The sequence below is a fragment of the Arhodomonas sp. AD133 genome, assembly GCF_051195215.1.
Classification (GTDB): Bacteria; Pseudomonadota; Gammaproteobacteria; order Nitrococcales; family Nitrococcaceae; genus Arhodomonas.
Genome location: NZ_JBNAZM010000003.1, coordinates 176180 through 196951, shown reverse-complemented (window position 1 = coordinate 196951; position 20772 = coordinate 176180). Strand labels below are relative to the sequence as shown.

General features: G+C 68.0%; 17 protein-coding genes and 1 riboswitch. Of the genes, 7 read left to right on the top strand and 10 right to left on the bottom strand.

Going from position 1 to position 20772, the window contains the following annotated elements; all coding sequences use genetic code 11:
• Positions 1-250: 250 nt before the first annotated feature.
• The 5 genes from dgoD to ACPEES_RS03545 form a co-directional block, all read right to left on the bottom strand.
• Entirely contained in the window at positions 251-1399 is a 1149-nt protein-coding gene (dgoD, locus tag ACPEES_RS03565; RefSeq protein ID WP_435101139.1) for a galactonate dehydratase, read from the bottom strand.
• 470 nt (positions 1400-1869) lie between these two features.
• Positions 1870-3174 carry a TRAP transporter large permease gene (locus tag ACPEES_RS03560; protein ID WP_435101137.1) on the bottom strand — a complete coding sequence of 435 codons (1305 nt, stop codon included), beginning with the start codon at positions 3172-3174 and terminating at the stop codon, positions 1870-1872.
• Between the two features lies 1 nt (position 3175).
• A complete protein-coding gene (locus tag ACPEES_RS03555; protein ID WP_435101135.1) occupies positions 3176-3772 on the bottom strand; it encodes a TRAP transporter small permease subunit in 597 nt (198 codons plus the stop codon).
• 73 nt (positions 3773-3845) lie between these two features.
• Positions 3846-4877 (bottom strand): TRAP transporter substrate-binding protein, encoded by a 1032-nt coding sequence (locus tag ACPEES_RS03550; RefSeq protein WP_435101132.1) that lies wholly within the window; start codon positions 4875-4877, stop codon positions 3846-3848.
• A 31-nt stretch (positions 4878-4908) separates the two neighbouring features.
• Positions 4909-5724, bottom strand: coding sequence for a FadR/GntR family transcriptional regulator (locus ACPEES_RS03545; RefSeq protein ID WP_435101130.1), 816 nt, complete (start codon positions 5722-5724; stop codon positions 4909-4911).
• Positions 5725-6033: 309 nt separating this feature from the next.
• Here ACPEES_RS03545 and ACPEES_RS03540 point away from each other — a divergent pair, with 309 nt between their 5' ends.
• On the top strand, positions 6034-6924 hold the full coding sequence (locus ACPEES_RS03540) for a LysR family transcriptional regulator (RefSeq protein ID WP_435101128.1): 891 nt from the start codon (positions 6034-6036) through the stop codon (positions 6922-6924).
• Positions 6925-7130: 206 nt separating this feature from the next.
• Positions 7131-7745 carry a glutathione transferase GstA gene (gene gstA / locus ACPEES_RS03535; RefSeq protein ID WP_435101126.1) on the top strand — a complete coding sequence of 205 codons (615 nt, stop codon included), beginning with the start codon at positions 7131-7133 and terminating at the stop codon, positions 7743-7745.
• A 24-nt stretch (positions 7746-7769) separates the two neighbouring features.
• On the opposite strand, the gene ACPEES_RS03530 is transcribed toward gstA, so the two are convergent.
• Together ACPEES_RS03530 and ACPEES_RS03525 are read right to left on the bottom strand one after the other, a co-directional pair.
• A complete protein-coding gene (locus ACPEES_RS03530) occupies positions 7770-8270 on the bottom strand; it encodes an alpha/beta hydrolase (protein ID WP_435101124.1) in 501 nt (166 codons plus the stop codon).
• A complete protein-coding gene (locus ACPEES_RS03525) occupies positions 8270-8644 on the bottom strand; it encodes a DUF2237 family protein (RefSeq protein WP_435101122.1) in 375 nt (124 codons plus the stop codon). Before ACPEES_RS03525 ends, ACPEES_RS03530 begins: the two co-directional genes overlap by 1 nt.
• Before the next feature lie 299 nt (positions 8645-8943).
• On the opposite strand from ACPEES_RS03525, the gene ACPEES_RS03520 reads away from it, so the two are divergent.
• The 3 genes from ACPEES_RS03520 to ACPEES_RS03510 all read left to right on the top strand — a co-directional run bounded on the left by ACPEES_RS03520 (position 8944) and on the right by ACPEES_RS03510 (position 14776).
• Positions 8944-10059 carry a metallophosphoesterase family protein gene (locus tag ACPEES_RS03520; protein WP_435101120.1) on the top strand — a complete coding sequence of 372 codons (1116 nt, stop codon included), beginning with the start codon at positions 8944-8946 and terminating at the stop codon, positions 10057-10059.
• A gap of 277 nt (positions 10060-10336) precedes the next feature.
• Positions 10337-12967, top strand: coding sequence for an AAA family ATPase (locus ACPEES_RS03515; RefSeq protein ID WP_435101118.1), 2631 nt, complete (start codon positions 10337-10339; stop codon positions 12965-12967).
• Between the two features lie 147 nt (positions 12968-13114).
• The gene (locus ACPEES_RS03510) at positions 13115-14776 is read left to right on the top strand and encodes a bifunctional diguanylate cyclase/phosphodiesterase (protein WP_435101116.1); all 1662 of its coding nucleotides are present in this window, start codon (positions 13115-13117) and stop codon (positions 14774-14776) included.
• A 412-nt stretch (positions 14777-15188) separates the two neighbouring features.
• Here ACPEES_RS03510 and ACPEES_RS03505 read toward each other — a convergent pair whose 3' ends face one another.
• Positions 15189-16817, bottom strand: a complete 1629-nt coding sequence (locus tag ACPEES_RS03505; protein WP_435101114.1) for a methyl-accepting chemotaxis protein — start codon at positions 16815-16817, stop codon at positions 15189-15191.
• A gap of 3 nt (positions 16818-16820) precedes the next feature.
• A complete protein-coding gene (locus tag ACPEES_RS03500; RefSeq protein ID WP_435101112.1) occupies positions 16821-17066 on the bottom strand; it encodes a hypothetical protein in 246 nt (81 codons plus the stop codon).
• A 189-nt stretch (positions 17067-17255) separates the two neighbouring features.
• Positions 17256-17433, top strand: a riboswitch (yybP-ykoY riboswitch).
• A gap of 15 nt (positions 17434-17448) precedes the next feature.
• Between ACPEES_RS03500 and ACPEES_RS03495 the strand changes: the two genes are divergently transcribed.
• Positions 17449-18012 carry a TMEM165/GDT1 family protein gene (locus ACPEES_RS03495; protein WP_435101110.1) on the top strand — a complete coding sequence of 188 codons (564 nt, stop codon included), beginning with the start codon at positions 17449-17451 and terminating at the stop codon, positions 18010-18012.
• 50 nt (positions 18013-18062) lie between these two features.
• Here the strand turns inward: ACPEES_RS03495 and ACPEES_RS03490 are convergent, their stop codons facing one another.
• The gene (locus ACPEES_RS03490; protein ID WP_435101108.1) at positions 18063-19013 is read right to left on the bottom strand and encodes a hypothetical protein; all 951 of its coding nucleotides are present in this window, start codon (positions 19011-19013) and stop codon (positions 18063-18065) included.
• Positions 19014-19474: 461 nt separating this feature from the next.
• Between ACPEES_RS03490 and ACPEES_RS03485 the strand changes: the two genes are divergently transcribed.
• Entirely contained in the window at positions 19475-20743 is a 1269-nt protein-coding gene (locus ACPEES_RS03485; RefSeq protein ID WP_435101106.1) for a hypothetical protein, read from the top strand.
• Positions 20744-20772: the final 29 nt, after the last annotated feature.

The window sequence follows — 20772 nt, the reverse complement described above, 5'->3', positions numbered from 1 at the left end:
GGCGCGAACGCGTCTTGCCCCCGGGCCGCTGTGGTGCTCTGACGTATGACAATACTTCTGAGAAGATTAGTATGTTGCGGTGAGTGCTCCTCGGTGGTGCCCAACCCCAAGGGTATCGGCGGAACCTTGGGGTCGGTACGGGAGAGCTATCGGCGGATGCTGATAGTTCCAGAATAACGCCGGTCGCTGGCTGTATCAGCCAGGTTATCCGGTAGCTATCGTGGTTACGCTTGCCGTGCCGCCCCGCTGCCTACCACTCCGCCACGCTGCCGTCGGCGTGGCGCCAGACCGGATTGCGCCACCGGTGGCCGGTTTTGGCGCGCTCCTCGACGAAGGCCTCGTTGATCTCCACGCCGAGGCCGGGCCCCTGGGGGATGGCGCAGTAGCCGTTTTTGATGCGCAGCGGCGCCGGGTCGACGAGGTAGTCGAGTACGTCGTTGTCGCGGTTGTAGTGGATGCCCATGCTCTGCTCCTGGATGAACGCGTTGTGGGAGACGGCGTCCACGTGGAGGGAGGCGGCGAGGGTGAGCGGACCCAGCGGGCAGTGCGGGGCGAGGGCCACGTCGTAGGTTTCGGCGAGCACGGCGATCTTGCGGCCCTCGGTGATGCCGCCGCAGTGGCTGAGATCCGGCTGGACCACGTCCACGTAGCCTGTTTCCAGTACCGGGCGGAAGTCGTAGCGGCTGTGCAGCCGCTCGCCGGTGGCGATGGGATAGCCCAGGCCGGCGGCGATTTGCGGCAGGCAGTGCAGGTGCTCGGGCAGCACTGGCTCTTCCACGAACATGGGGTGGAAGGGCTCGAGCTCGCGAAGCAATGCTTTCGCCATGGGGCGGTGGACGCGGCCGTGGAAATCGATGCCGATGCCCACCTCCGGGCCCACCGCATCGCGCGCTTCGGCCGCGCGGGCGACGGCCTCGTCGATGCGGGCGTGGGAATCGACGATGGCGAGCTCTGCGGTACCGTTCATCTTGAAGGCGGTGAAGCCCTGGTCCACGAGCGCGCGGGCGCCGTTGGCGACGTCGCCGGGGCGGTCGCCGCCGGTCCAGGCGTACATGCGCATGCGCTCGCGGCAGGCGCCGCCGAGGAGCTCGTGCACTGGCACGCCGAGGGCGCGGCCCTTGAGGTCCCACAGGGCCTGGTCGATACCGGCGATGGCGCTCATCAGGATCGGCCCGCCGCGGTAGAAGCCGCCGCGGTAGAGCGTCTGCCAGAGGTGCTCGATGCGTCGTGGATCCTCGCCGACGAGATAGTCGGCGAGCTCGTGGACGGCGGCCTCTACCGTGGCGGCGCGGCCCTCGATCACGGGCTCGCCCCAGCCGTAGACGCCGTCATCGGTCTCGATCTTGAGGAACAGCCAGCGTGGGGGGATCTGCCAGGTTTTCAGTTGGGTGATCTTCATGGGGCTTTTCCGGGTTGAGCCACTGGTCGTGTGGGTGCTGTTCCGCGGCCTTTGGCAGAGCGGGGAACGTTTGGGGTTGGGCGCGGCGGGACACGGGGTGCCGGAACACGCCGTGAATACGTCCCTGTAGGCTCCAATGCGGTGTTCCTGCCGCATAGGGTTCCGTCACCCCGTGCCCCGCCGCGCCTGCCAACGTTGGTGGCCTGCCCGCGGCGTGGGAGTTGGTTGCCTGCGGTAGTCGCATTCCGGGCTACGTGCGCGGCGAAGAAGCCGCTCACCTGCAGTAGGCGTAGGTCGGCTGCTTCCGGCAGCCGACGTCTCCGTGCCCGGCATGTCGGCCAGCGCTTCGCGCTCGCCGACCTACAATTGCCGACGGCCCACGTGCGCGGTAAGCACATCGGAGGCCGGCACGAGTTTGCGGGGCAAAGCCGCTCATCCTCGGCTCCCGGAACGCCTGCCGCGCGCATTGGCTAGTCCAGCGGCCACATGGCGAGCTGCGGGAAGAACAGCAGCAGCGCCAGCACCACCATCTGCATGCCGATGAAGGGCACCAGCGAGGTGAAGATGTCCTTGAGCGCGATCTCCGGCGGCGCCACGCCCTTCAGGTAGAACGCTGCCGGCCCGAACGGCGGGCTGAGGAAGGAGACCTGCATGTTCACCGCGAAGAGGATGCCGAACCACACCGGGTCGTAGCCGAGTTGCTCGACGATGGGCACGAAGATGGGCAGCGTGAGCATGGCGATGCCGATCCAGTCCATGAACAGCCCCAGCACCAGCAGAATGGCCATCATCACCAGGATGATCACCACCGGTGCGGCGTCGATGCCGAGAATGGTGGCAGAGACGAACCGGTTGCCGCCCATCAGGTTGTACACGCCCACGAGCGTTGCCGCGCCGATACCGATCCAGACGATCATCCCGCAGGTGTTGAGCGTTTGATAGAGGCTCTCGTGGAGCAGCCGCGTGGAGAACTCGCGGCGGATGAGCACGGCGATCAGCACGCCGAAGACGCCCATCGCGGCAGCCTCCGTCACCGAGGCGACGCCGCCGTAGATGGAGCCGAGCACCATGAACGCGATCGCCGCTGGCATGGCGATGGATTTCAGTGCCTCGAGCTTGGTCAGGCTGCCGGCGGCCTGCTCCTCGCGGGTCATCGGCGGACCCATCTCCGGACGGCGGCCGCAGCGCACGAGCACGTAGGTGACGTAGGCGAGCATGAGCATCAAAGCCGGCGTGATCGCGGCGGTGAAGAGGTCCGCGATGGACTCGCTCGCGAGCAGCCCGTAGATGATGAGCACGATGGACGGCGGCATCATCGTGCCCAGCGCACCGCCGGCGCAGGTCACGCCGATGGCGATGTGGCGGTCGTAGCCGAGGCGCAGCATCTGCGGCAGCGCGAGGATGCCGAGCAGCACGATCTCGCCGCCGATGATCCCCGACATGGCGGCGAGGAAGAACGCGACCACCAGCGTCTGCACGGCGACGCCGCCGGCGAGCCGACCGGCGAATACGCGCATGGCGTTGAACAGATCCCGGGCGATGCCCGAGCGATCCAGCAGCGAGGCCATGAGCACGAACATCGGCACCGCCACCAGCGAGTATTCGGTTACGAAGCCGTAGACGCGGGTGGTCACCAGCGGCAGGGCGTTGGTGCCGAACCAGCCGAAGGTGAAGCCGAGCGCTACCAGCCCGGTTATGAACGCGAGCGGCAGCCCCGTGGGCAGCGCGAGGAAGATCAGGGCGACGAGGAGGTAGGTCGCGGTCTCGATACCCATGTCAGCCCGCCTCCTCGCGGTGTCCCGGGCCGTGGCCGCGCAGGGACTGAATCACGTGCAGTATTGCCTGTACGGTCATCACCGCTACCGCGAACATGATCACGCCCTTGGTGAGCGAGGGGAACGGCGGATTCCAGGACGTGCCCGAGCGTTCCAGGCTCCACGCGCCAGTGGGGTCGTGGGCCGAGCGCCAGAACATGACGTAGGCGGCGTAGGTCATCGCCACGCAGAACACCAGAGTGACGAGATCGTTGAGCGCGTCGAGCCAGCGGCGCACGCGCGGCGGCACGGCGTCATAGATCACGCGCACACGGATATGGGCGTTCTTCGCGAGTGCGGCGGGTCCACCGATTGCGAAGATCACCGCCACCAGGAACACCACGGTTTCGTGCACCCACGAGGTGGGCGAGTTGAAGCCGTAGCGCATGAAAACTTCGAAGACGCTGATGGCCATCGCGACGAACACCAGCCACGCAAGCCCGCGGCTCACCTGGCAGACGGCGCGGTCGACCACCGTGCGGGCGCCCGCCAGCGGCGTGCCCGTATCGCCGGTCTCGGCGGGTTCCACCGCCTCTTCCAATTGCCTGTCGCCCTGCATACTGCGTGTACCTCGGCGGGCGGGCCGCCCAAGGGCGGCCCGCGTTCCGAATGGAAATCGACCCGGGGGTCGCTTACATCAGGTTGCGCTGCTTGAGGAAGGAGACGACGGAGTCGTAGACCTCCTGGGTGAGGTCGTTCTTCTCCGCCCAGGCCTGCCACTCCTTCTGCGCGATGCGGCGGAACTTGGCGCGTTCCTCGGCGGGCATGTCCACCACGGTGATATCCGGGTTCTCGCGGGCCTCGGCGACGGCTTCGAGATCACGCTTCTTCAGCGCGTAGATGAGCTCGTAGGCGAGGGCGTCGGTGGCCGTCTCCAGGATCGTCTTGAGGTCGTCGGGCAGCCCGTCCCAGATATCCTTGTTGAGCGATACCGCTACCATGGGCAGGGAGTGGAAGCCCGGGTAGTTGGGATAGGGGGCGAACTCGTGCAGCCCTTGCTCATGGTTAGTGGAGAACACGGTGTAGTCGGCGGCGTCGATAACGCCCTTCTCGAGTGCTGTGTACACCTCCGAGCCCGGCAGATTCACCGGCGAGGCGCCGGCCTTGTCGAAGATGTTGTAGACCATGCCCTGGGGCGCGCGCAGCTTGAGGCCGTCCAGGTCGTCGATGCTGCGGATCGGGCGCTTGGCCGGGAAAGCCTCCAGCCCCGTGGCCGCCGCACCGACGAGGTGCACGCCGTAGGGCTCGACGAGCTTGTTGTAGATCTGTTCACCGCCGCCGGCCTGCATGTATTCCATGAACTCCAGCGGGTCGCCCCATGCGCCCACCAGGTTGCCGAGCATCCCGAAGGCCGGGTTCTGGCCGGAGAAATAGCTCGGATCGGTGAGATGGCCCTGGAGAATGCCGCTGGAGACGGCGTCCAGCGTCTGGTCGAAGGGCACCACGGCGCCCACCGGCAGGATCTCGATCTCGATACGGCCGCCGCTCATCGTCTCGATGTTCTCGGCCCACTGTTTCTTGATCTCGAACTGCGGCTCGCCGGAGGTTTCCGAGGTCTGGAAGGTCCATTCGTACTCGGCGGCGTGGACTGCGCCAGCGGCGCACACGCCACCGAGAAGCGCGGCCGCCACACCGATGTGCTGCAAGCGGTTGGTCGTCGTCATCGCTCTCTCCTCTGTGTTCGACTCGTTAGTGCTAGTCGTCGGTGGAAGGGCTGTCGGTGGAAAGCTCCCCGAGCCACTGCGCGCGCCAGCGCGCTGCGGCAGCGGAGTCGTCGCGGGCCTCGCCGAGGCCCAGGTCGTAGGCGGTGCGGCTCATCACCCGCACGGCCGCATCGAAGGCCGCCTCCGGGCGGCGCAGGCGGATGCTCTCCATGAGCTGGCGGTGGCGTTCCAGACTGTCGCGAAGCTGTTCGGCGGTGTCGTTGGACTTGGTCACTACCAGCATGATCGAGGGTCGGAGGATGTGGGCCAGCTGGCCCCAGACCAGGTTGTGGGTCGCACGGTAGATCGCCGCGTGGAAGGCGACGTCGTAGTCGCTGAAGCTTTGTTCGCGGTAGCTCATCTGCCCGCTCTCGAGGCTGCGCTCCATGCCTTCGAACGCTTCCTCCATTGCCACCAGATCGCGCGCGGTGGCGCGCTGGGCCGCGACCATGGCGATGAAGGGCTCAACCGCGTGGCGGAACTCGAAGATCTCGCGCAGGAACCCGGGGTTGGGCTCGGCATAGGCGGTCATCCAGCGGGTCACCTGGGGATCGAGCACGTTCCAGTCGCGGTACTCCTCCACGACCGTGCCCCGCCCCGAGATGCGGGTGACGATGCCGAGTGCCACCAGCTGTTGGAGCCCCGAGCGCACGGAAGCGCGGCTCATGCCGAAACGCTCGCAGAGCTCGGTTTCCTTGGGCAGGTAATCGCCGGGCGCATACTGGCCGGAGAACAGCTCCGCGGCGAGCAGCTCGGCCATGCGGCGGCCCAGGTCACGATTGTTCTTACGCGTCGGTGCCGTCGTCACGGTCACCCTCTCCTCCTCGAATGTCCGCACTTTTATACCGTATGTCTGACATAGTCACAAGGAAGTCATACGTTACTGCCGATGGACGGTGCGAAAACGAAACGCGGTCGTCGAGTCACGGGACGAGGTGCAACGAGGCGCCACGTGCGTTGCCATGAGCGCAGTCGCCGGGGTGGTGACCGCGGTCGTGCGGTGCCACTATCGAGCGCTTGTCCGGGGTGGCTGTGCGTGACCCGAAGACGGGACGCGTGGCACCGCCGCGCCCGGGGATGGTGTCGAAGACCGGGAATGGAGTGTTTCGTCGTTGCCATGATGAATCTGATTCACTGGCGGTTGCTCGTGGCAGTCGCTGACGCCGGCAGCATCACCCGCGCGGCCGAGCAGCAGGGCATCACCCAATCCGGGGCCAGCCAGGCGATTGCGCAGCTGGAGGAAACGCTGGGGGTCCGGCTGCTCGTCCGGGAATCGCACCGCACCGTGCCCACGGCGGTCGGCGAGGAGATCATCGCCCGTGCGCGTGAAATGCTCGCCACGCTGGCGTCCATCCGGTCCACGGCGGCGCAGGCGAAATCGCTGCACGGCGACACGGTGCGGCTGGCGACATTCACGTCGGTTTTCTTCCGGCTGCTGTCCCCGCTCGTCGACGCGTTTCGCAGCCAGCACCCCGGCATCGATGTGGTGATCCTCGAGGGCACCGACGAAGAGGTCGAGTCGTGGCTCGCGTCGGGCGATATCGACCTGGGCGTCGTTCTGAATCCGGCCGGTCGCGTCCGTTCAGTGGATCTGGGCCGTGATGAGTGGGTGGCGGTAGCGCCGCGGAATGGCGTCGCCGGATGGAGCGATCGGACGCACGTCATCGCGCTGGAAGAGCTCGTGCGGGCGCCTTTCGTCCTGGCGACCGGTGGTTGCCGGGTAAACGCGCGGAGTCTTGCGCGCGGCGCTGATCTGATACTCGAGGACGTTCGCATGACCGTGCGCGACTGGTCGAGCGCATTGACTCTGGTGCAGCAGGGCGTGGGCGTCTCGCTCGTGCCGGAATCGACACTGCCGGTCGACCGTTGCGGCATGCGTGTGTATTCCCTGCGGCCCCCCGTCTACCGGCGATTCGCCCTGGCGCCTTCTGCCACGGTCACGGAATCGTCGGCGGTTGGCCTTCTCATGGACTTCATCGATGGCGCCCTGGCAGTGGAGCGGCGCTGAGGGAATCGGATAATCACCGACAAACGAAACCGCGCCAAGTAGCTTGGCTTATACCCCAAGCCGGAATTCCTGTTTCCTGCGGCCAAACGGTTGGCGAGACAATCCGCGGCGTCGGATTCAGTGGCGGACCCCATCGACGGATGGGGAGAAGCCAGCCACTGGAACCGTGCATCACTCGCTGTGGAATCGTATCGCCGGGAGGCTCCATGAAGCTGTATTTCGCGCCGTCGACGTGCTCCTTGTCCCCGCACATCGTCCTGCGTGAGCTCGACCTGCCGTTCGAACTGGTCAGGGTCGACAACAAGACGAAGAAGACTGCCGACGGTGGTAATTTTCTGGATATCAACCCCAAGGGGTATGTCGCTGCGCTAGTGCTCGATGACGGGCAGGTGCTCACCGAGGGACCGGCGATCCTGCAGTACCTGGCCGACCTGAAACCGGAGGCCGGAATGGCGCCGACTGCGGGAAGCTGGGAACGCGTGCGGCTGCAGGAATGGCTGAACTTCATCACCAGTGAGGTGCACGCGGGGGCGGCGCCGTTGTTCAGCAGTGAGCTGTCGGATGACGCCAAGCGCTATTTCCGCGCCCGGCTTTTTCGGCGTTTCGACCAGATCGTGCCTACCCTGCAGGAGCAGGAATACCTCCTGCCGTCGGGGTTCAGCGTCGCCGATGCCTACCTCTACACGGTGCTCGGGTGGATGACGTTCTTCGCGATCGATCTCGATGAATGGCCCGCCCTCGCTGAGTATGCGGACCGCATAGGCGCCCGTGCCAGCGTGACCGAGGCGCTCGCGGCGGAGGCCGCCGCTGCGCCTGCGTGAACGCGGCGTGCGCCGCCTGGAACGCTAACCGGTGGCTGTCACCCGGCCGAGGAAATGATCGAACAGCGATGCTATGTCCGTCACGGCACTGGCCAGACCGTGGTCGCTGTCGAGCAGGTGGAGGCGGGCGCGGCACTGTTCGGCGTAGCGCACGCTGTGTGCCGGGGGTATGAGCTCGTCGCGCCAGCCGTGGACGAGCTCCACGTTGGCGCAGTGGGGGGTGACGTCCCCCTCGTAGCCGGGGAGGTAGAATGCCGGAGCCATCAGGAACAGCCCGGCCGGCCTCAGTGTGGCGCTCGCCCGTGCGGCCACGTAGCCGCCCATGCTCGATCCCACCAGGATCAGGCCGTTCCCGCTCGGCGGTCGTCGGGCCAGGAGGTGGGCCACGCGTTCGTCCGGATCCATGGTGTGGCGATAGTCCGGGCTCTCCACGACGAGGCCGTGGCGGCGCGCCACGTCGGCCAACGCGGTGATCTTGCGCCCCCAGGGGCCGCTTTCCTTGCCGTGATTGAACCAGACCTGCATCACGACAGGTCCAGCGCGTAGGGCTTGAGCGCTTCCAGCGACACCACTTCCAGCGCCGCCTCGTGGGTCGCCGTGAGCACCACGCGCGGAGCGCAACCGGCGTCGTGGGCTTGCTGCCAGCGTGCCGCGCACAGACACCAGCGATCACCCGGGTTGAGCCCGGGGAAGCCGACCTCCGGGCGCGGGGTCGCCAGGTCGTTCCCACGGCTCGCGCTGAACGTGAGGAACTCCTCGGTCATCACCGCACAGACGGCGTGGACGCCGACGTCCTCCTTGCCGACGCGGCAGCAGCCGTCGCGGTAGAAACCGGTAAGCGGATCATGGCCGCAGGGTTCGAGCTCGACGCCGAGAACATTGAGATGCGTGTCACCCATGAGTGTTGAACCTTTCCTTGAACGCATTGTCTGCACAGTGGATGGCTGGAAGTGAGGCGAGTTGTCATGTGGTTGTAAGCTCGCCGGGCTATTGTCCTTGCGCCGCTGCCAGGACGGCGGCGGCGTAGCAAAAAGCTTTCTCCTCCTGAGACCTCGGCGACGTGCCGATCGTCTGTGTTTGGGCCCGGTACCAGTGACCGGGCCCATTGTTTTCCGCCGTCGCCAACTCCGCGCCGCCACTTTGTTTTCCCGATTTCTCTAGGGCAGACTACCAGCCTCGCTCGAGGTGGGGGGACCGCGTGCGCATACTCCACACTGCGGACTGGCAGATCGGCAAGGGCTTCGGCCGTATAAGCGGCGATGCCGGTGCGTTGCTGCGCGAGCAGCGCTATACCACCGTGCGCCGTGTCGCCGAGCTCGCCACCGAGCATGCGGTCGATGTCGTGCTGGTCGCCGGCGACGTCTTCGACAGCCAGACCCTGCCGGATGCGGCACTACGGCGGACGCTGGAGGCCATGGCCGGTTTCACCGGGGCGTGGGTGTTGCTGCCGGGCAATCACGATGCCGCCCTGGCTGAGAGTGTCTGGACGCGGATGGCGCGTCTCGGCGTGCTGCCCGCCAACGTTCATCCCGCGTTGCATCCGGAGCCGCTGCTATTCGCCGGTGATCGCCTCGCCGTGCTGCCGGCGCCGTTGACCCGACGGCACGAGCCCGAGGATCTCACGGAATGGTTCGATGCCGCGTCGACGCCGCCGGGAGCCGTGCGCATCGGTCTCGCCCACGGCAGCGTCACCAACCGCCTGCCCGAGGGGGCGGCCGCCCACAACCCGATCGCCGACGACCGCAGCGAGCGGGCCCGCCTCGATTACCTCGCCCTCGGCGACTGGCACGGGACCCTGGAGATCGCCCCGCGCACCTGGTACGCGGGTACCCCCGAGACCGATGGCTTCCGCAGCCGCGATCCCGGGCACGTGCTTCTGGTGGATGTGCCGGAACCAGGTGTATCACCCACGGTCACGCCCCTGGAGACCACGCACTATCGATGGTATCAGCGGCACATGAGCATCGGCGGTGCTGCGGACGTGGACGGCCTCGACGCCCGCCTCTCGGCGCTGACGGACGATCCGTCGCGAGCGCTGCTGCGGCTGACCATCGATGGCAGCGTGGACCTCGCCGCGCGTGCGGCGCTCGATGAAGTCCTCGCCCGCTGGCAGGCGCGCCTTCATTACCTGGAGGTCGACGATGCCGGGCTGCATCCCCAGGCTTCCGACGCTGATCTCGCCGCCTTCGAAGGTAGCGGCTTCGTGGCGGACGCGCTCGCCGAGTTGCGCGAGCGCCAGCGGGCGGGCGAACCCCACGCGGCTGACGCGATCCAGCGCCTCTATGCCGCCTACCAGCAGCTGCGTGAGGGTTAGTGTCCGGGAACAGGCGTTCGTTGAATGTCCGAACGCCCCATCGAGCCTGACATGCGGTGAGATGAGCAGTGAGGGAGATGCGGATTGAATCGCGATGAGCGACGAATGAACAGGCGTTGGCCGATGTCAGGTTCAAGCCGAAGGGCCGGCCCCGTTTTCGCGAATTCCGGTGTCGGCACTCGCCCGCGTAGTGCCGCTACGCTGCTCGCGTGGTGCGCCGGGGCGCTCGAATATGTGGCCGGTTCGACGCACACGGATCGTGTGAGCAGGCCCTGACGTGCAGATCGAGCGACTGCGCATCGAGAATTTCCGCGCACTCACGCAGCCGGTGGAAATCGGGCCGCTGGCACCGGGGCTCAACCTGCTTGCCGGAGACAACGAGGCGGGCAAGACCACGGTGCTCGATGCGCTGCGCGCGGCGCTCTTCGACCGCCATTCGCTCACGGGCAAAGCGGCAGCGGCATTGCAACCCTACGGCCACAAGGTCGGACCGGAGGTGACCCTCGATTTCCGCGCCGACGGCAACGGCTACAGGCTGTGGAAGCGTTTCTGCCAGCGTCCCGGCGCACGGCTGGAAGGGCCCCGGGGCGTGGCGAGCGACGATGCCGCCGAGGACGCCCTGCAGGCACTGCTCGGCTTTCAACGACCGCGCAAGGGTGCTACTGACGATCGATATCAGGGCGTGTGGGGCCTGCTGTGGGTGGCGCAGGGGACGGCCTTCGATCCGGTTTCCCCCGCCGAGACCGCCCGGAATGCCCTCGGTGCCGTTCTCCAAGCCGAGGTGGGTAACGTGCTCGGCGGCGCCGTGGGGCAGCGCCTGCTGGAGCGTTTCCGGGCCGCGCGCGCCGAGCACTGGACCGCCACCGGCCGTCCCGGCAAGGCCCTGCGTGAAGCTGGTGAAAAGGTGGAGGCGCTGCGCGACGAGCTCGCCGAGGTGGACGACATGCTCGCCGGCTTCGAGCGTGACGTCGCGGAGCTCGAGCGTCGTCAGCGCGAGCTTGCCGAGCTCGATGATCCGGCCGTGGCGGAGGAGTTGCAGGCACGCCTCCAGGCCGCGGAATCCCGGGCTCAACAGCTCGCCGACCGCCGCGCCGAATGTGAGCGCGTCGCTGGCGAGCACCGCGTCGCCGCCGCCGAGGCGGAGCGTCTGGAGGGCCTGTGGCGGGAACGTCAGCGTCTGGCGCGCGAGCTTGCCGATGCCCGTGAAACCCTGGAGCGTCGTCAGGCGGGACAACGTGACGTGGAAGCCGGACTTGTCACCGCGGAGGCCGAAGAGACCGCTGCCCGTCAGGCACTGGACGAGGCGCTCACCGCCGAGCGCGAGGCCGGTGACCGGCTTCGGCGTAGCGAGGCGCGGCGGGCGCATCGCGGGCAGGCGACCGAGCTGGCCCGGCTCCGCGAGGTGGGCAATCGTGCCCGAACCGAGGCCCGGGCGGCCCGGCAGGCGCGCGAGGCCGCGGACGCGGTGACGATCACCGCCGGGATTCTTGAGCGCCTGCGGGCCGCCGCCGACCGTCATGCCCAGGCCGCCGCACGGCTCGAGGCGGGTGGCACCGCCGTGCACACCCGGCTCTCGGTGCCCGTCGCCACCGCCGGCGCGGTCAGCCGCGTCGCCGAGGACGAGTATCGCGTCACGGGTGAGGCCCGGCTGTCCCTGGAGGGCGTGGGTGAGATTCACATCCGCCCCGGCGGCAGCGATCTGGCTTCGGCGCGTGCCGAGCTGGAGGCGGCGCAGCGCGAGTTCGGGGAAATCGCCGAGCCCCATGGCGTGGCCACGCTCGCCGACGCCGAAGCCGCCCTGCGCCGTCGCGACAGATGCCTGGCCGACGCCGATGCCCACGAGCGGGTGCTCGCCGCTCATGCGCCCGACGGACTGGACGCACTGGAACGCACGATCGCGGAGGCGGAACGGGAGCTCGCCGTGCTCGCCGAGGCCGTCGGCGGTGATGAAGTCGACGATCCCGACGCCGATGTGGCAGAGGCACGCCAGGCGCAGCAACAGGCCGCGGCTGACGTGCAGCGTGCCCGCGATCGCCTGGAACGGGCCACACGCAGTGCCGCCGCCCAGCGCGAAACGCGCGCCGCCGAAGCAGCACGCTGTGAGGCGGAGGCGGCCCGAGTACGCCAGATCGATGGCGCGCTGGCGAGCGCGCGGGCGGAGTGCGACGACGATACCCTTTACGCTCGCCTCGCCGAGGCGAGGCGGGCCGAGCAGAGCGCGGCGCAACGCCTGGCAGAGGCGGAATCGGCGCTCGCCGAGGCCGACCCGGAGACGGTGGACGTTCAGCTCGAAACCGCCCGTGCGGCAACGGCGCAGCACAGCGAGCAGCGGGCGAGCGTCGCCCGTCAGGTCGCCGACCTGCGTGCCCGCCTCGAGGCGTTGGGACACCAGGGGCTCGGGGAGCGGCGCGTCGGGCTCGATAGCGACCTCGCCGCTGCCGAGGACGAGCACCGGCGCCTCGAGCGAGAGGCCGGTGCGGTCAAGCTCGCCGCCGATGTGCTGGAACGTGCCGCCGGCGAAGCGCGCCGTACCTTCCTTGCGCCGGTCACCGAGCGGCTGCGGCCGTATCTGCGCCTGCTGATGCCCGAGGCCGAGCTGCTTTTCGATGACGAGCTCGCGGTCACCGGCGTGCGCCGCCACGGTGTCGACGAGCCGTTCGAGCGGTTGAGTCTGGGGACTCGCGAGCAGATTGCCACGCTGGTGCGCCTGGCCTTCGCGGATCTGCTTGCCGAGCGGGGTGAAGCGGTGCCGGTGGTGCTCGATGACGCGCTCACCTTCGCCGACGAGGCGCGCTTCGATGCCATGAAGACGGCGCTTGCCCGTGCAGCGCGCCGCCATCAGGTACTCGTGCTTACCTGTCGCCCCCGGGATTATCTGTCTCTGGGGGCTCCGGTGCATCGGCTGTGAGCGGCACCGGCGTGCGGTCACGATGCTGTCACGACCGGGCGGCTATGCTGCGCGGTCGCGGTCAATGGGGGCGACGATGAGGGGGAACGGCCTGGACGACATCTTCAGCAATCGGCAGGTCGCAGCGCTGTTTCAGCCGATCGTCGCGTGCGACACGGCGAGCTCTGGGGGCACGAGGCGTTGATACGCGGGCCGTCGGCCAGCGCGTTGCACTCCCCGCTCAAGCTCTTTGACGCCGCGGCCCGTGACGGCCGCCTCGTGGAGCTGGACCTGCTCTGTCGTGCGGTGATCATCGAGGCCTTCGGCCGCAGCGGTTGCCCGGGCCGGCTGTTCCTCAACGTCACGCCGGATGCCGTCGTGGACGTGCGCCATCCATCGGGGGAGACCCTGCGCCTGCTCGAACGCGCCGGCGTGGCGCCGGAGCGCGTCGTGATCGAGATCACCGAGCAGTTCCCCATCCACGACTACGACATCGTCCGCCGCGCCGTGGACCACTACCGTGCCATGGGCTTCGCGATCGCCCTGGACGACCTGGGCGCTGGCTATGCCGGTCTGCGTCACTGGTCGGAGCTGCGCCCGGACTACGTCAAGCTCGACCGCTACTTCGCCAGTGGCGCTGACGCCGACGCCGGCAAGCGTGACGTGGTGCGCTCGGTGCTGGACATGGCCCGGCGGATGGGCGCGCGGGTCATCGTCGAGGGCATCGAGACGGATGCCGAGTACCTCGCCCTGCGGGCGCTCGGTATGCGCTACTGTCAGGGCTATCTGCTCGGCCGTCCCCGCCCGCGGCCCTTGACCACGGGGCCGGCACTGCCGGGTGTGGCGCATGCGGGCGACCGTGACGGCCGGCATATCGCCGGCGATCTCGCCGCGCCGGTGACGCCGTCCTCGCCCGCCGCCACTGCTGCCGAGGTCGCGGCGCGTTTTCGTGCTGAATCGCATCTGCGCTGCGTGCCACTGGTGTCCACGGACAACCGGCCCGCCGGGCTGGTGCGTGGTGACGCGCTGCTCTCCCGGCTGGCGCACAACTACGGCCACGCGCTCTTCGGTGGGCGCCCGGTAGTGGAATTCGTCGATACGCGTGCGCTAACCGTGCCCTCGGATCTGCCGCTGGAGGCACTGAGTCGCCGCGTCACCGAGACCGCGGACGCTGACGAGGCCTTCGTGGTAACCGATGCGCAGGGAAGGTACGTCGGCGTCGGCAGCGTCTTCGACCTGCTACGGCGGATCACCGATTTGCAGATTCACACTGCCCGGCATGCCAACCCACTCACCGGCCTGCCCGGCAACGTGCGCATCGAGCAGCATGTCGACGGGCGAATCGCCGCCGGTGAAGCCTTCGTCGTCGTCTACGCCGACCTGGACAACTTCAAGCCCTACAACGACCGCTATGGTTACCAGCGCGGTGACGAGGTGATTCTCGCCACGGCGCGTGTCCTCGAGGCGAGACTGCGTGCCGATGAGTTCGCCGGGCACGTCGGCGGTGACGATTTCGTGCTGGTGCTCAGCGGTTCCGACTGGGAGCGGCGTTGCCGCCGGATGCTCGACGAGTTCGCCGCCCGTTGCGGCGACTTCTACGAGCCGGACGATCATGCCCGTGGCGGCCTGGATACCGTGGATCGCCACGGCCGCCACCGGCGTTTCCCGCTGGTGGCGCTGTCGATGGCGGCGGTGCCGGTATCCGGAGGGCGCTTCGCCAACCACCACGAGGTCTCGGCGCGGCTTGCCAAGGTCAAGCGCGACGCCAAGGCCAAGGCTGGCAATGTCCTGTTCGTGGACCGCCACCTAGGGCGCGTCATGGCGCCATGACGCGCATTAAGTACAACGAATTCGTGTTCCAGGCCACTGGCATGCTCGCAGGCGGTGGACGCCTGACCACCCAATACTAATCCGATCACAGGTGATGCCACATGTCAGCGAGGCTGTCGGGCGTTCTCGCAAGGCGCGAGGCGCGTGGTGTAGCAAGCGCTACATGAGCGACGAGCAACGCCGCGAGAGCGCCCGACAGCCTCGCCCGAAGGGAGCGCTTGTGCGATTCGGCTGCGGCGTTGCGCTCACTCGACGTGAGCCTTGCCACGCCTTCGCTCGCGCGCCTGGCAGCCGAATCGCACAAGCGCTCTGACACGTGGCATTACCTGTGATCGGATTAGTAACTAGTGCCGTGTTTCTGCGCCCGTCAGTACGCCAGCATTGCAGTCGGTGGGGGGCGGATTTTCCGCGCTCAGGTCCGGAATCGGCGCACGCGGGTGGATAACCGGTCCGCCTGTCCGCGGAGATCGTGAGAGATGTGTTCGCAGGCTTCGCCGCTGGCCGTGGTCTCGTCCGCGATGGTTCGGATTTCGTCGATCTGGCGGTGCAGCTCCTCGCCGACCCGTGTCTGCTCTTCGGCGGCGGTGGCGATACGCTCGGTGCGCCTGCGGATCGCGGCCACGCCTTCGTGGATGCCCCGGAAGGCGTCGTGAACGCGCTCCGACTCCGTGCGGGCGTGCGCTACCGAGGCGAGGCTGTCGTCCATGGCAGCGCGGCTGTCACCCGCGAGTTGCTGCAGCGTGGTGACAGTGGCGCGGATCTCCTCAGTGGAGGTGGCACTGCGTTGGGCGAGCGCGCGCACCTCCTCGGCGACGACCGCGAAACCGCGTCCGGCATCGCCGGCGCGGGAAGCCTCGATGGCAGCGTTCAGGGCGAGCAGGTTGGTCTGCGCGGCGAGGTCGTCGATGACCGTCATCACGCGGTCGATGGATTCGGCGTGGCCGGTGAGCTCGGCGAGGCGATCGGCGGTCTGCCCGAGTGCCCTTTCGGTTTCGCGGACACTCTCGAGGCCCGCGTCCACCCGCTCACGTCCCTCGCGGATGCGCTCATCCACCTCGCCGGTAGTCGCCGCGGCTTCGCCGGCGGCGGTGGCGACCTCCTGAACGGCGACGGCATTGTGCCCCGCGCCCTCGGTGGCGTCGCCGACACGTTCGCCCTGGCGGCGCAGTGCCGTGACCATGTCGTTGCTTCGCTCGGTGAGGGTGTCGGCAGCCTCGCCCAGGGTCTGCTCGGTGGCGCGGATGGCGTCCACCGACTCGGCGAACGCGGCGTAGCTCTGCTCCAGTCGCCTCGCTGTTCGCCCGATCTCGTCCCGGTGTGACCAGTCCACCCGGGCCCGCAGGTCGCCAGAGGCTACCGCCTCGGCAGCGGCGACCATGCGAGCCAGGCCGTGACGCAGGTGCCGGGCAATGAGCCAGGCGAGCAACACACCCGTGAGCACTGCCGCGGCGGTCACAGCGGCGATCCACCAGCGGGCGGTGGTCGCTTCGGCGGCGGCGCGTTCGCGAGCCGCGGCGGAGGCATCGTCAACTGCCGCGGTGTATTCATCCAGGGCGGCGTACGCCGCTGCTAGCAATGGCGCGCCCTCGCCCTCGCTGAGTTTCATGGCAGGTTGCACCTGCCCCTTGCCGGCGAGATCGCGCAAGCGTTCGTGCACACCCCGGTAATCGGCGATATGTCGCTCGAAGGCCGCGAGCCGCTGGCGCTGGCGTTCGTCCGCCGGTAGGGCCTGCAATCGTTCGACGAGGGATTGCAGCCGTTCGAACTGCCCGACGGCATCCTCGAAGTACGACTTGGCGCCGGCGATATCGAGAGTCGCACGTGCGAGGAGACCCCCCTTCTCCGCTCGCTCCAGCGCCGCCACTGCCCCCTCCACCTGGTGCGCGTAGCGGGCGCGCTGCAGAGCGCCGTCGGTGATTGCCGTCACCGCTGTGTCGAGCCGGGTGAGGTGCCACAATCCGGTGCCCGCCACCGCTACGATGGCTAGTACGAGCAGGCCGAACGCCGCCCACAAGCGCGCGCGCAGGGTTACCGCAGGCATCGGTCAGGCCGCGTCCGGCAGCGGTGGCTCCACCGCCGGGGCCGGGCAGTGGCAGTGCGGTGCCCGATCGACGGCTGCCCGCAGATCCTCCACGGTCAGCGCCGGGCGGGCGCGGAGAAGCGTAGCGGCCTCGCGATGAAGCCGGAGGTGCTCGGCGACGCGTGCCGGGCTTAGGAGCGGGCAATGACAGTCGGGCCGATGACAGATCACCGAAGAGGCAGCCGGGGTGGCGGTGGAATTGCGCGGCATGGGATTGGCTCCCGTGGTGGTCAGTACCACTCGTCTCGGAAAATCGGATCGTGCGGTCCGGCGGCGCGTATCCGTTCGTCATCCCGTGGACCGGTGCGGCGCTCTTTGTAGCGGTTCGCGATTGCAATGGCGTGACGCTGTTATGACGTTCCCGAGGCCTGGAGGTCGGAGCGCGAGTGCGGTAAAGTTCGTCGCGTCTTAGGGGAGTAGTCGGCCGCACCCTTCGCGGTGCGGGGCGCACGTCAACAGATTTGGTCCCTCAATGGACCGTGGCGTGTGCGGCAGCGATGCCTGACGAGACCTTTGACACGGACACCCAACCGGGGGCGGGCGGGTGTGTCGTGTCATGGGTGTTCGTCAGCCCGCCCCCTGGGATCCATCCGTGCAAGCCATCCTGATTTCCACCGTCGCCGTCGCTCTCGCCGAGATCGGCGACAAGACCCAGCTTCTCGCGCTCGTGCTTGCCGCGCGCTACGGTCGTCCCTGGCCCATCATCGCCGGTATCACACTCGCGACCATCGCCAATCATGCGGTCGCCGGGGCGCTCGGCGTGTGGCTCAGTGCGCTGGTGCCCGAGGTCGCGCTGCGGTGGGGGCTGGCGTTGTCGTTCATCGCCATGGGCCTGTGGCTGCTGGTGCCGGACAGCGAGGACGACGCCGCAGGGCGCTACCCCTACGGCGTTTTCGTGACTACGCTGATCGCATTCTTCCTCGTCGAGATCGGTGACAAGACCCAGGTGGCGACGGTGGTGCTCGCCGCGCGCTTCGATCCCGCGTGGCTGGTGATCGCGGGCACCACGTTGGGGATGCTCGCCGCGAACGTGCCCGTGGTGATCATGGGGCGGTTCGCCGCGGACCGTTTGCCCATGCGGGCGATCCATGGTGCCGCAGCGGTGGTGTTCATCGGCCTCGGCGTGGTCGCCGGGCTCGGCTATGGTGGCGCATAGCCGGTTATGCGTGCGCCGCCGTGGCGCGAAGGCCACGGCGGCGTCGGCGTCTACTTTTCCAGGATGATGGTGTCCTGCGTCTGGGTGACGGTGGCGGTGCCACTGGCACTCGTGCCGCTGGGCACTGCCGCCAGAACGCGGTACGTGTACGTTCCCGGTGCCACGGCCACCGACAGCGTCGCCGTGCTATCCGTGAATGTCGTGGTATCCGGCCCCGCGACGCCGACGACCTCGAAATCCGTGTCGATGCCCAGCGCGAAGTTCGAGAATTTGCGCTCCACGACGAACCAGCTTTCCTGTCCGAAGTCGCCACTCGTCGTGCTGTCGCTCCAGTTGAGCTCGACGTCGCCGCCGCTGGTACTCGCGGTCAGACCGCTGGGCGCATCGGGCAGCAGGAACGCCACCAGGTTGGGCCGTTCGGTGATGTCCGTCATCACGAACTGCTGGGCGGCGGTGCGCCACTCGAACTCGACGTCGTAGCGCTGATTGTCGCTCCCGGCGTTGGCCTTGAAGACGTTGCTGATCTGGAATGCCGGCAGGGATAGGCGGTCACCGTCGACGAAGTTCTCGCCGAAGCTGTTGATGGTGAACGTGGCGGAATCCTCGTTGAAGTCGCCGTCGTTGTCGTAGGCGCGGACGGTGAACGTGTGCTCGCCGTCGTTGAGCAGGTTGTAGCTGAACGTGGAGGCGAAGCCCACGCGCGGGCAATCCGGCGGAGTCGGTGAACGGCCGCGGCAGACGTCCTTGCGTGATCCGCCGTAGGCGAGCACCTGGTTGCGCGTGCTCCCGTCGTCGATGAACAGCTCGACCCGGTCGATGCCGGCGGGCGCGACCGCCCAGCCCGTAATGACGTTGATCCCCGTGACCCTGCTGCCGTTGACGGGTCGTTCGAGGTTGATCGTGATGTCGTCGGATTGTGCGGCGCCGGCGAGGGCCGGGGCCATCGCAAGCGCGGCCAGCGAGGTCGTCGCTACGATCCGGGCAAGCGCACGGTATTGCATAGGTGTCCCCCTTCCGTCTCCGTGAATGCCGGTGGTGTCGAACGCAGGCCGACGGTTGCAGCCGGCCCTTACACAGCGCTTACCAGCAATGTCCGGCCCGTTTCTCCGGTATGAACGTTGCCACGCCGGCGAACGGGATCGACCGTTCGTCGGCGCTCCCCGAACCCGTGAACCCGTAGCTGTTTCAGTCCGCGCGTGTGTCGGCATACTGCGACAGTTTGACGCGGACTGTTCATGTCTGATGACGGGGGTGTCGCGGAGCGATGCGACGGGCGTTTCTGGCGCCGGCCGCGGTGTGCGTAGCGCTAGCGAGTGGTTCATGGGCGCAGGCGGCGGTTGCCGCGATGGTGCTGCCCGATACCGGGGTAACGGCTGGACGAGGGGGCTGTGAGTCTGCTGCCACAGGGCGCAGCGGGGCCTGCAGCAGGGGTGTGCAGGCGCAGTTGCCAAGCCTTGCGCCGATGTCGGTGCGACGGTCCGGCACGCGGGCGTTGCGCTCGCGACTGACAGGCTTTCCCACTCAGCGGGGCGAGACGAATGCCGCCCACCAAGGTCTCTGGGTCAACGACGAAGCGGCGGGTATCCAGGGCTGGGGCATGCAGCTTCGTCCCGCCGTGCGGTCGATGCGTGGGCCCGTTCTCGAAAGCGCCTACCTCGATTATGTCGATGACGCTCCGGCGGTGGACGCGGTCACCGAGCGTGGCGACGTGTGGTCGGTGGCGCTTCACGACAACCTGTTCGCCGATCGCTTGCGGCTACACGGCGAGTATGCCGCGAGCCGGGCGGTGGAAGTGCACCGATATGGTGCCGCGCAATCCAACAGCGGCGCGGCCTATGATCTTTCAGCCCGCTATGCCAGCTCGCCCGATACGGGGAACGCCTTCGCCTGGGAGTTGCTGGCGGAGCGGCGCTGGGCCGACGAGGCGTTCTGGACCCGTGCGAACGACGAGCCGGCACGGGGGCGGCGCGTGGATCGGCTGGCCGCGCGCGTCGACTGGGGGGCGCTTTCGGGTCGAATCGGCGGTACACGAACGCTACACGATTCCGATGCCGGCGATGGCGACCGCGAGCGCGAGGCGATCACCACCGAACTCGTCTACACCGACGGCGGACTCGGATGGCTGCCTGTCGTCGGCGGCATCCTGCGCAGTCCACGTTACAGGGTCACGCTGACGCAAAGCCGCCTGATCCGCCTGCAGGCCGACACTCTGGCCGAACGGCGGGAGTCGGCGAGCCTTGGCGTCGGTTTTCGCCCCGGTGCCTGGCAGTGGGGCGGGCATTACCGGCATTCAGTGACCCATGCGCCCGACGTTCAGGGTGCCGGGCGGATACAGCGCACCACACGATTGTTCGCGAAGGTGCCACTCGGCGGGCGAGTCGCGTTTCACCCCGAAGTGAACTGGAAGATGACGCAGGCGAGGCCCGAGGCGCCGCGGTCGTGGGTCATGGAGACGCGACTGGCGAGCACTGCGACGCTGATCCCCCGCCGGCTCGACGCAGAGTTCCGCATCGACGCCGACCGCCGCTTCGCGGCGGACGATTCCGAGGACATCCGCGAGCTTGCACTGGAAGGGCGGCTGCGTTGGCGGGTGCGGTGGCCGCCGGCGAATCTGCCGCCGTTCACGGTCACCGTAAACGGCCGTTACGGGCATCGCACGGACCGCCACGGTGACCAGCGAAACCAGGCTCGCGCTGCTCTCGAGGTCGCATTGCCGCACGGGTTTCACTAACCCGTCGACAAGTATTGCCATGCCTCAGA

What these genes read in the sequence shown, in the direction of transcription:
- gstA (WP_435101126.1), top strand. Translation starts at nt 7,131, where the DNA reads ATGAAGCTGTATTTCGCGCCGTCGACGTGCTCCTTGTCCCCGCACATC.
- ACPEES_RS03505 (WP_435101114.1), bottom strand. Translation starts at nt 16,817, where the DNA reads ATGCCTGCGGTAACCCTGCGCGCGCGCTTGTGGGCGGCGTTCGGCCTG.
- ACPEES_RS03485 (WP_435101106.1), top strand. Translation starts at nt 19,475, where the DNA reads ATGTCGGTGCGACGGTCCGGCACGCGGGCGTTGCGCTCGCGACTGACA.
- ACPEES_RS03500 (WP_435101112.1), bottom strand. Translation starts at nt 17,066, where the DNA reads ATGCCGCGCAATTCCACCGCCACCCCGGCTGCCTCTTCGGTGATCTGT.
- ACPEES_RS03550 (WP_435101132.1), bottom strand. Translation starts at nt 4,877, where the DNA reads ATGACGACGACCAACCGCTTGCAGCACATCGGTGTGGCGGCCGCGCTT.
- ACPEES_RS03555 (WP_435101135.1), bottom strand. Translation starts at nt 3,772, where the DNA reads ATGCAGGGCGACAGGCAATTGGAAGAGGCGGTGGAACCCGCCGAGACC.
- ACPEES_RS03540 (WP_435101128.1), top strand. Translation starts at nt 6,034, where the DNA reads ATGATGAATCTGATTCACTGGCGGTTGCTCGTGGCAGTCGCTGACGCC.
- ACPEES_RS03525 (WP_435101122.1), bottom strand. Translation starts at nt 8,644, where the DNA reads ATGGGTGACACGCATCTCAATGTTCTCGGCGTCGAGCTCGAACCCTGC.
- ACPEES_RS03490 (WP_435101108.1), bottom strand. Translation starts at nt 19,013, where the DNA reads ATGCAATACCGTGCGCTTGCCCGGATCGTAGCGACGACCTCGCTGGCC.
- ACPEES_RS03560 (WP_435101137.1), bottom strand. Translation starts at nt 3,174, where the DNA reads ATGGGTATCGAGACCGCGACCTACCTCCTCGTCGCCCTGATCTTCCTC.
- ACPEES_RS03530 (WP_435101124.1), bottom strand. Translation starts at nt 8,270, where the DNA reads ATGCAGGTCTGGTTCAATCACGGCAAGGAAAGCGGCCCCTGGGGGCGC.
- dgoD (WP_435101139.1), bottom strand. Translation starts at nt 1,399, where the DNA reads ATGAAGATCACCCAACTGAAAACCTGGCAGATCCCCCCACGCTGGCTG.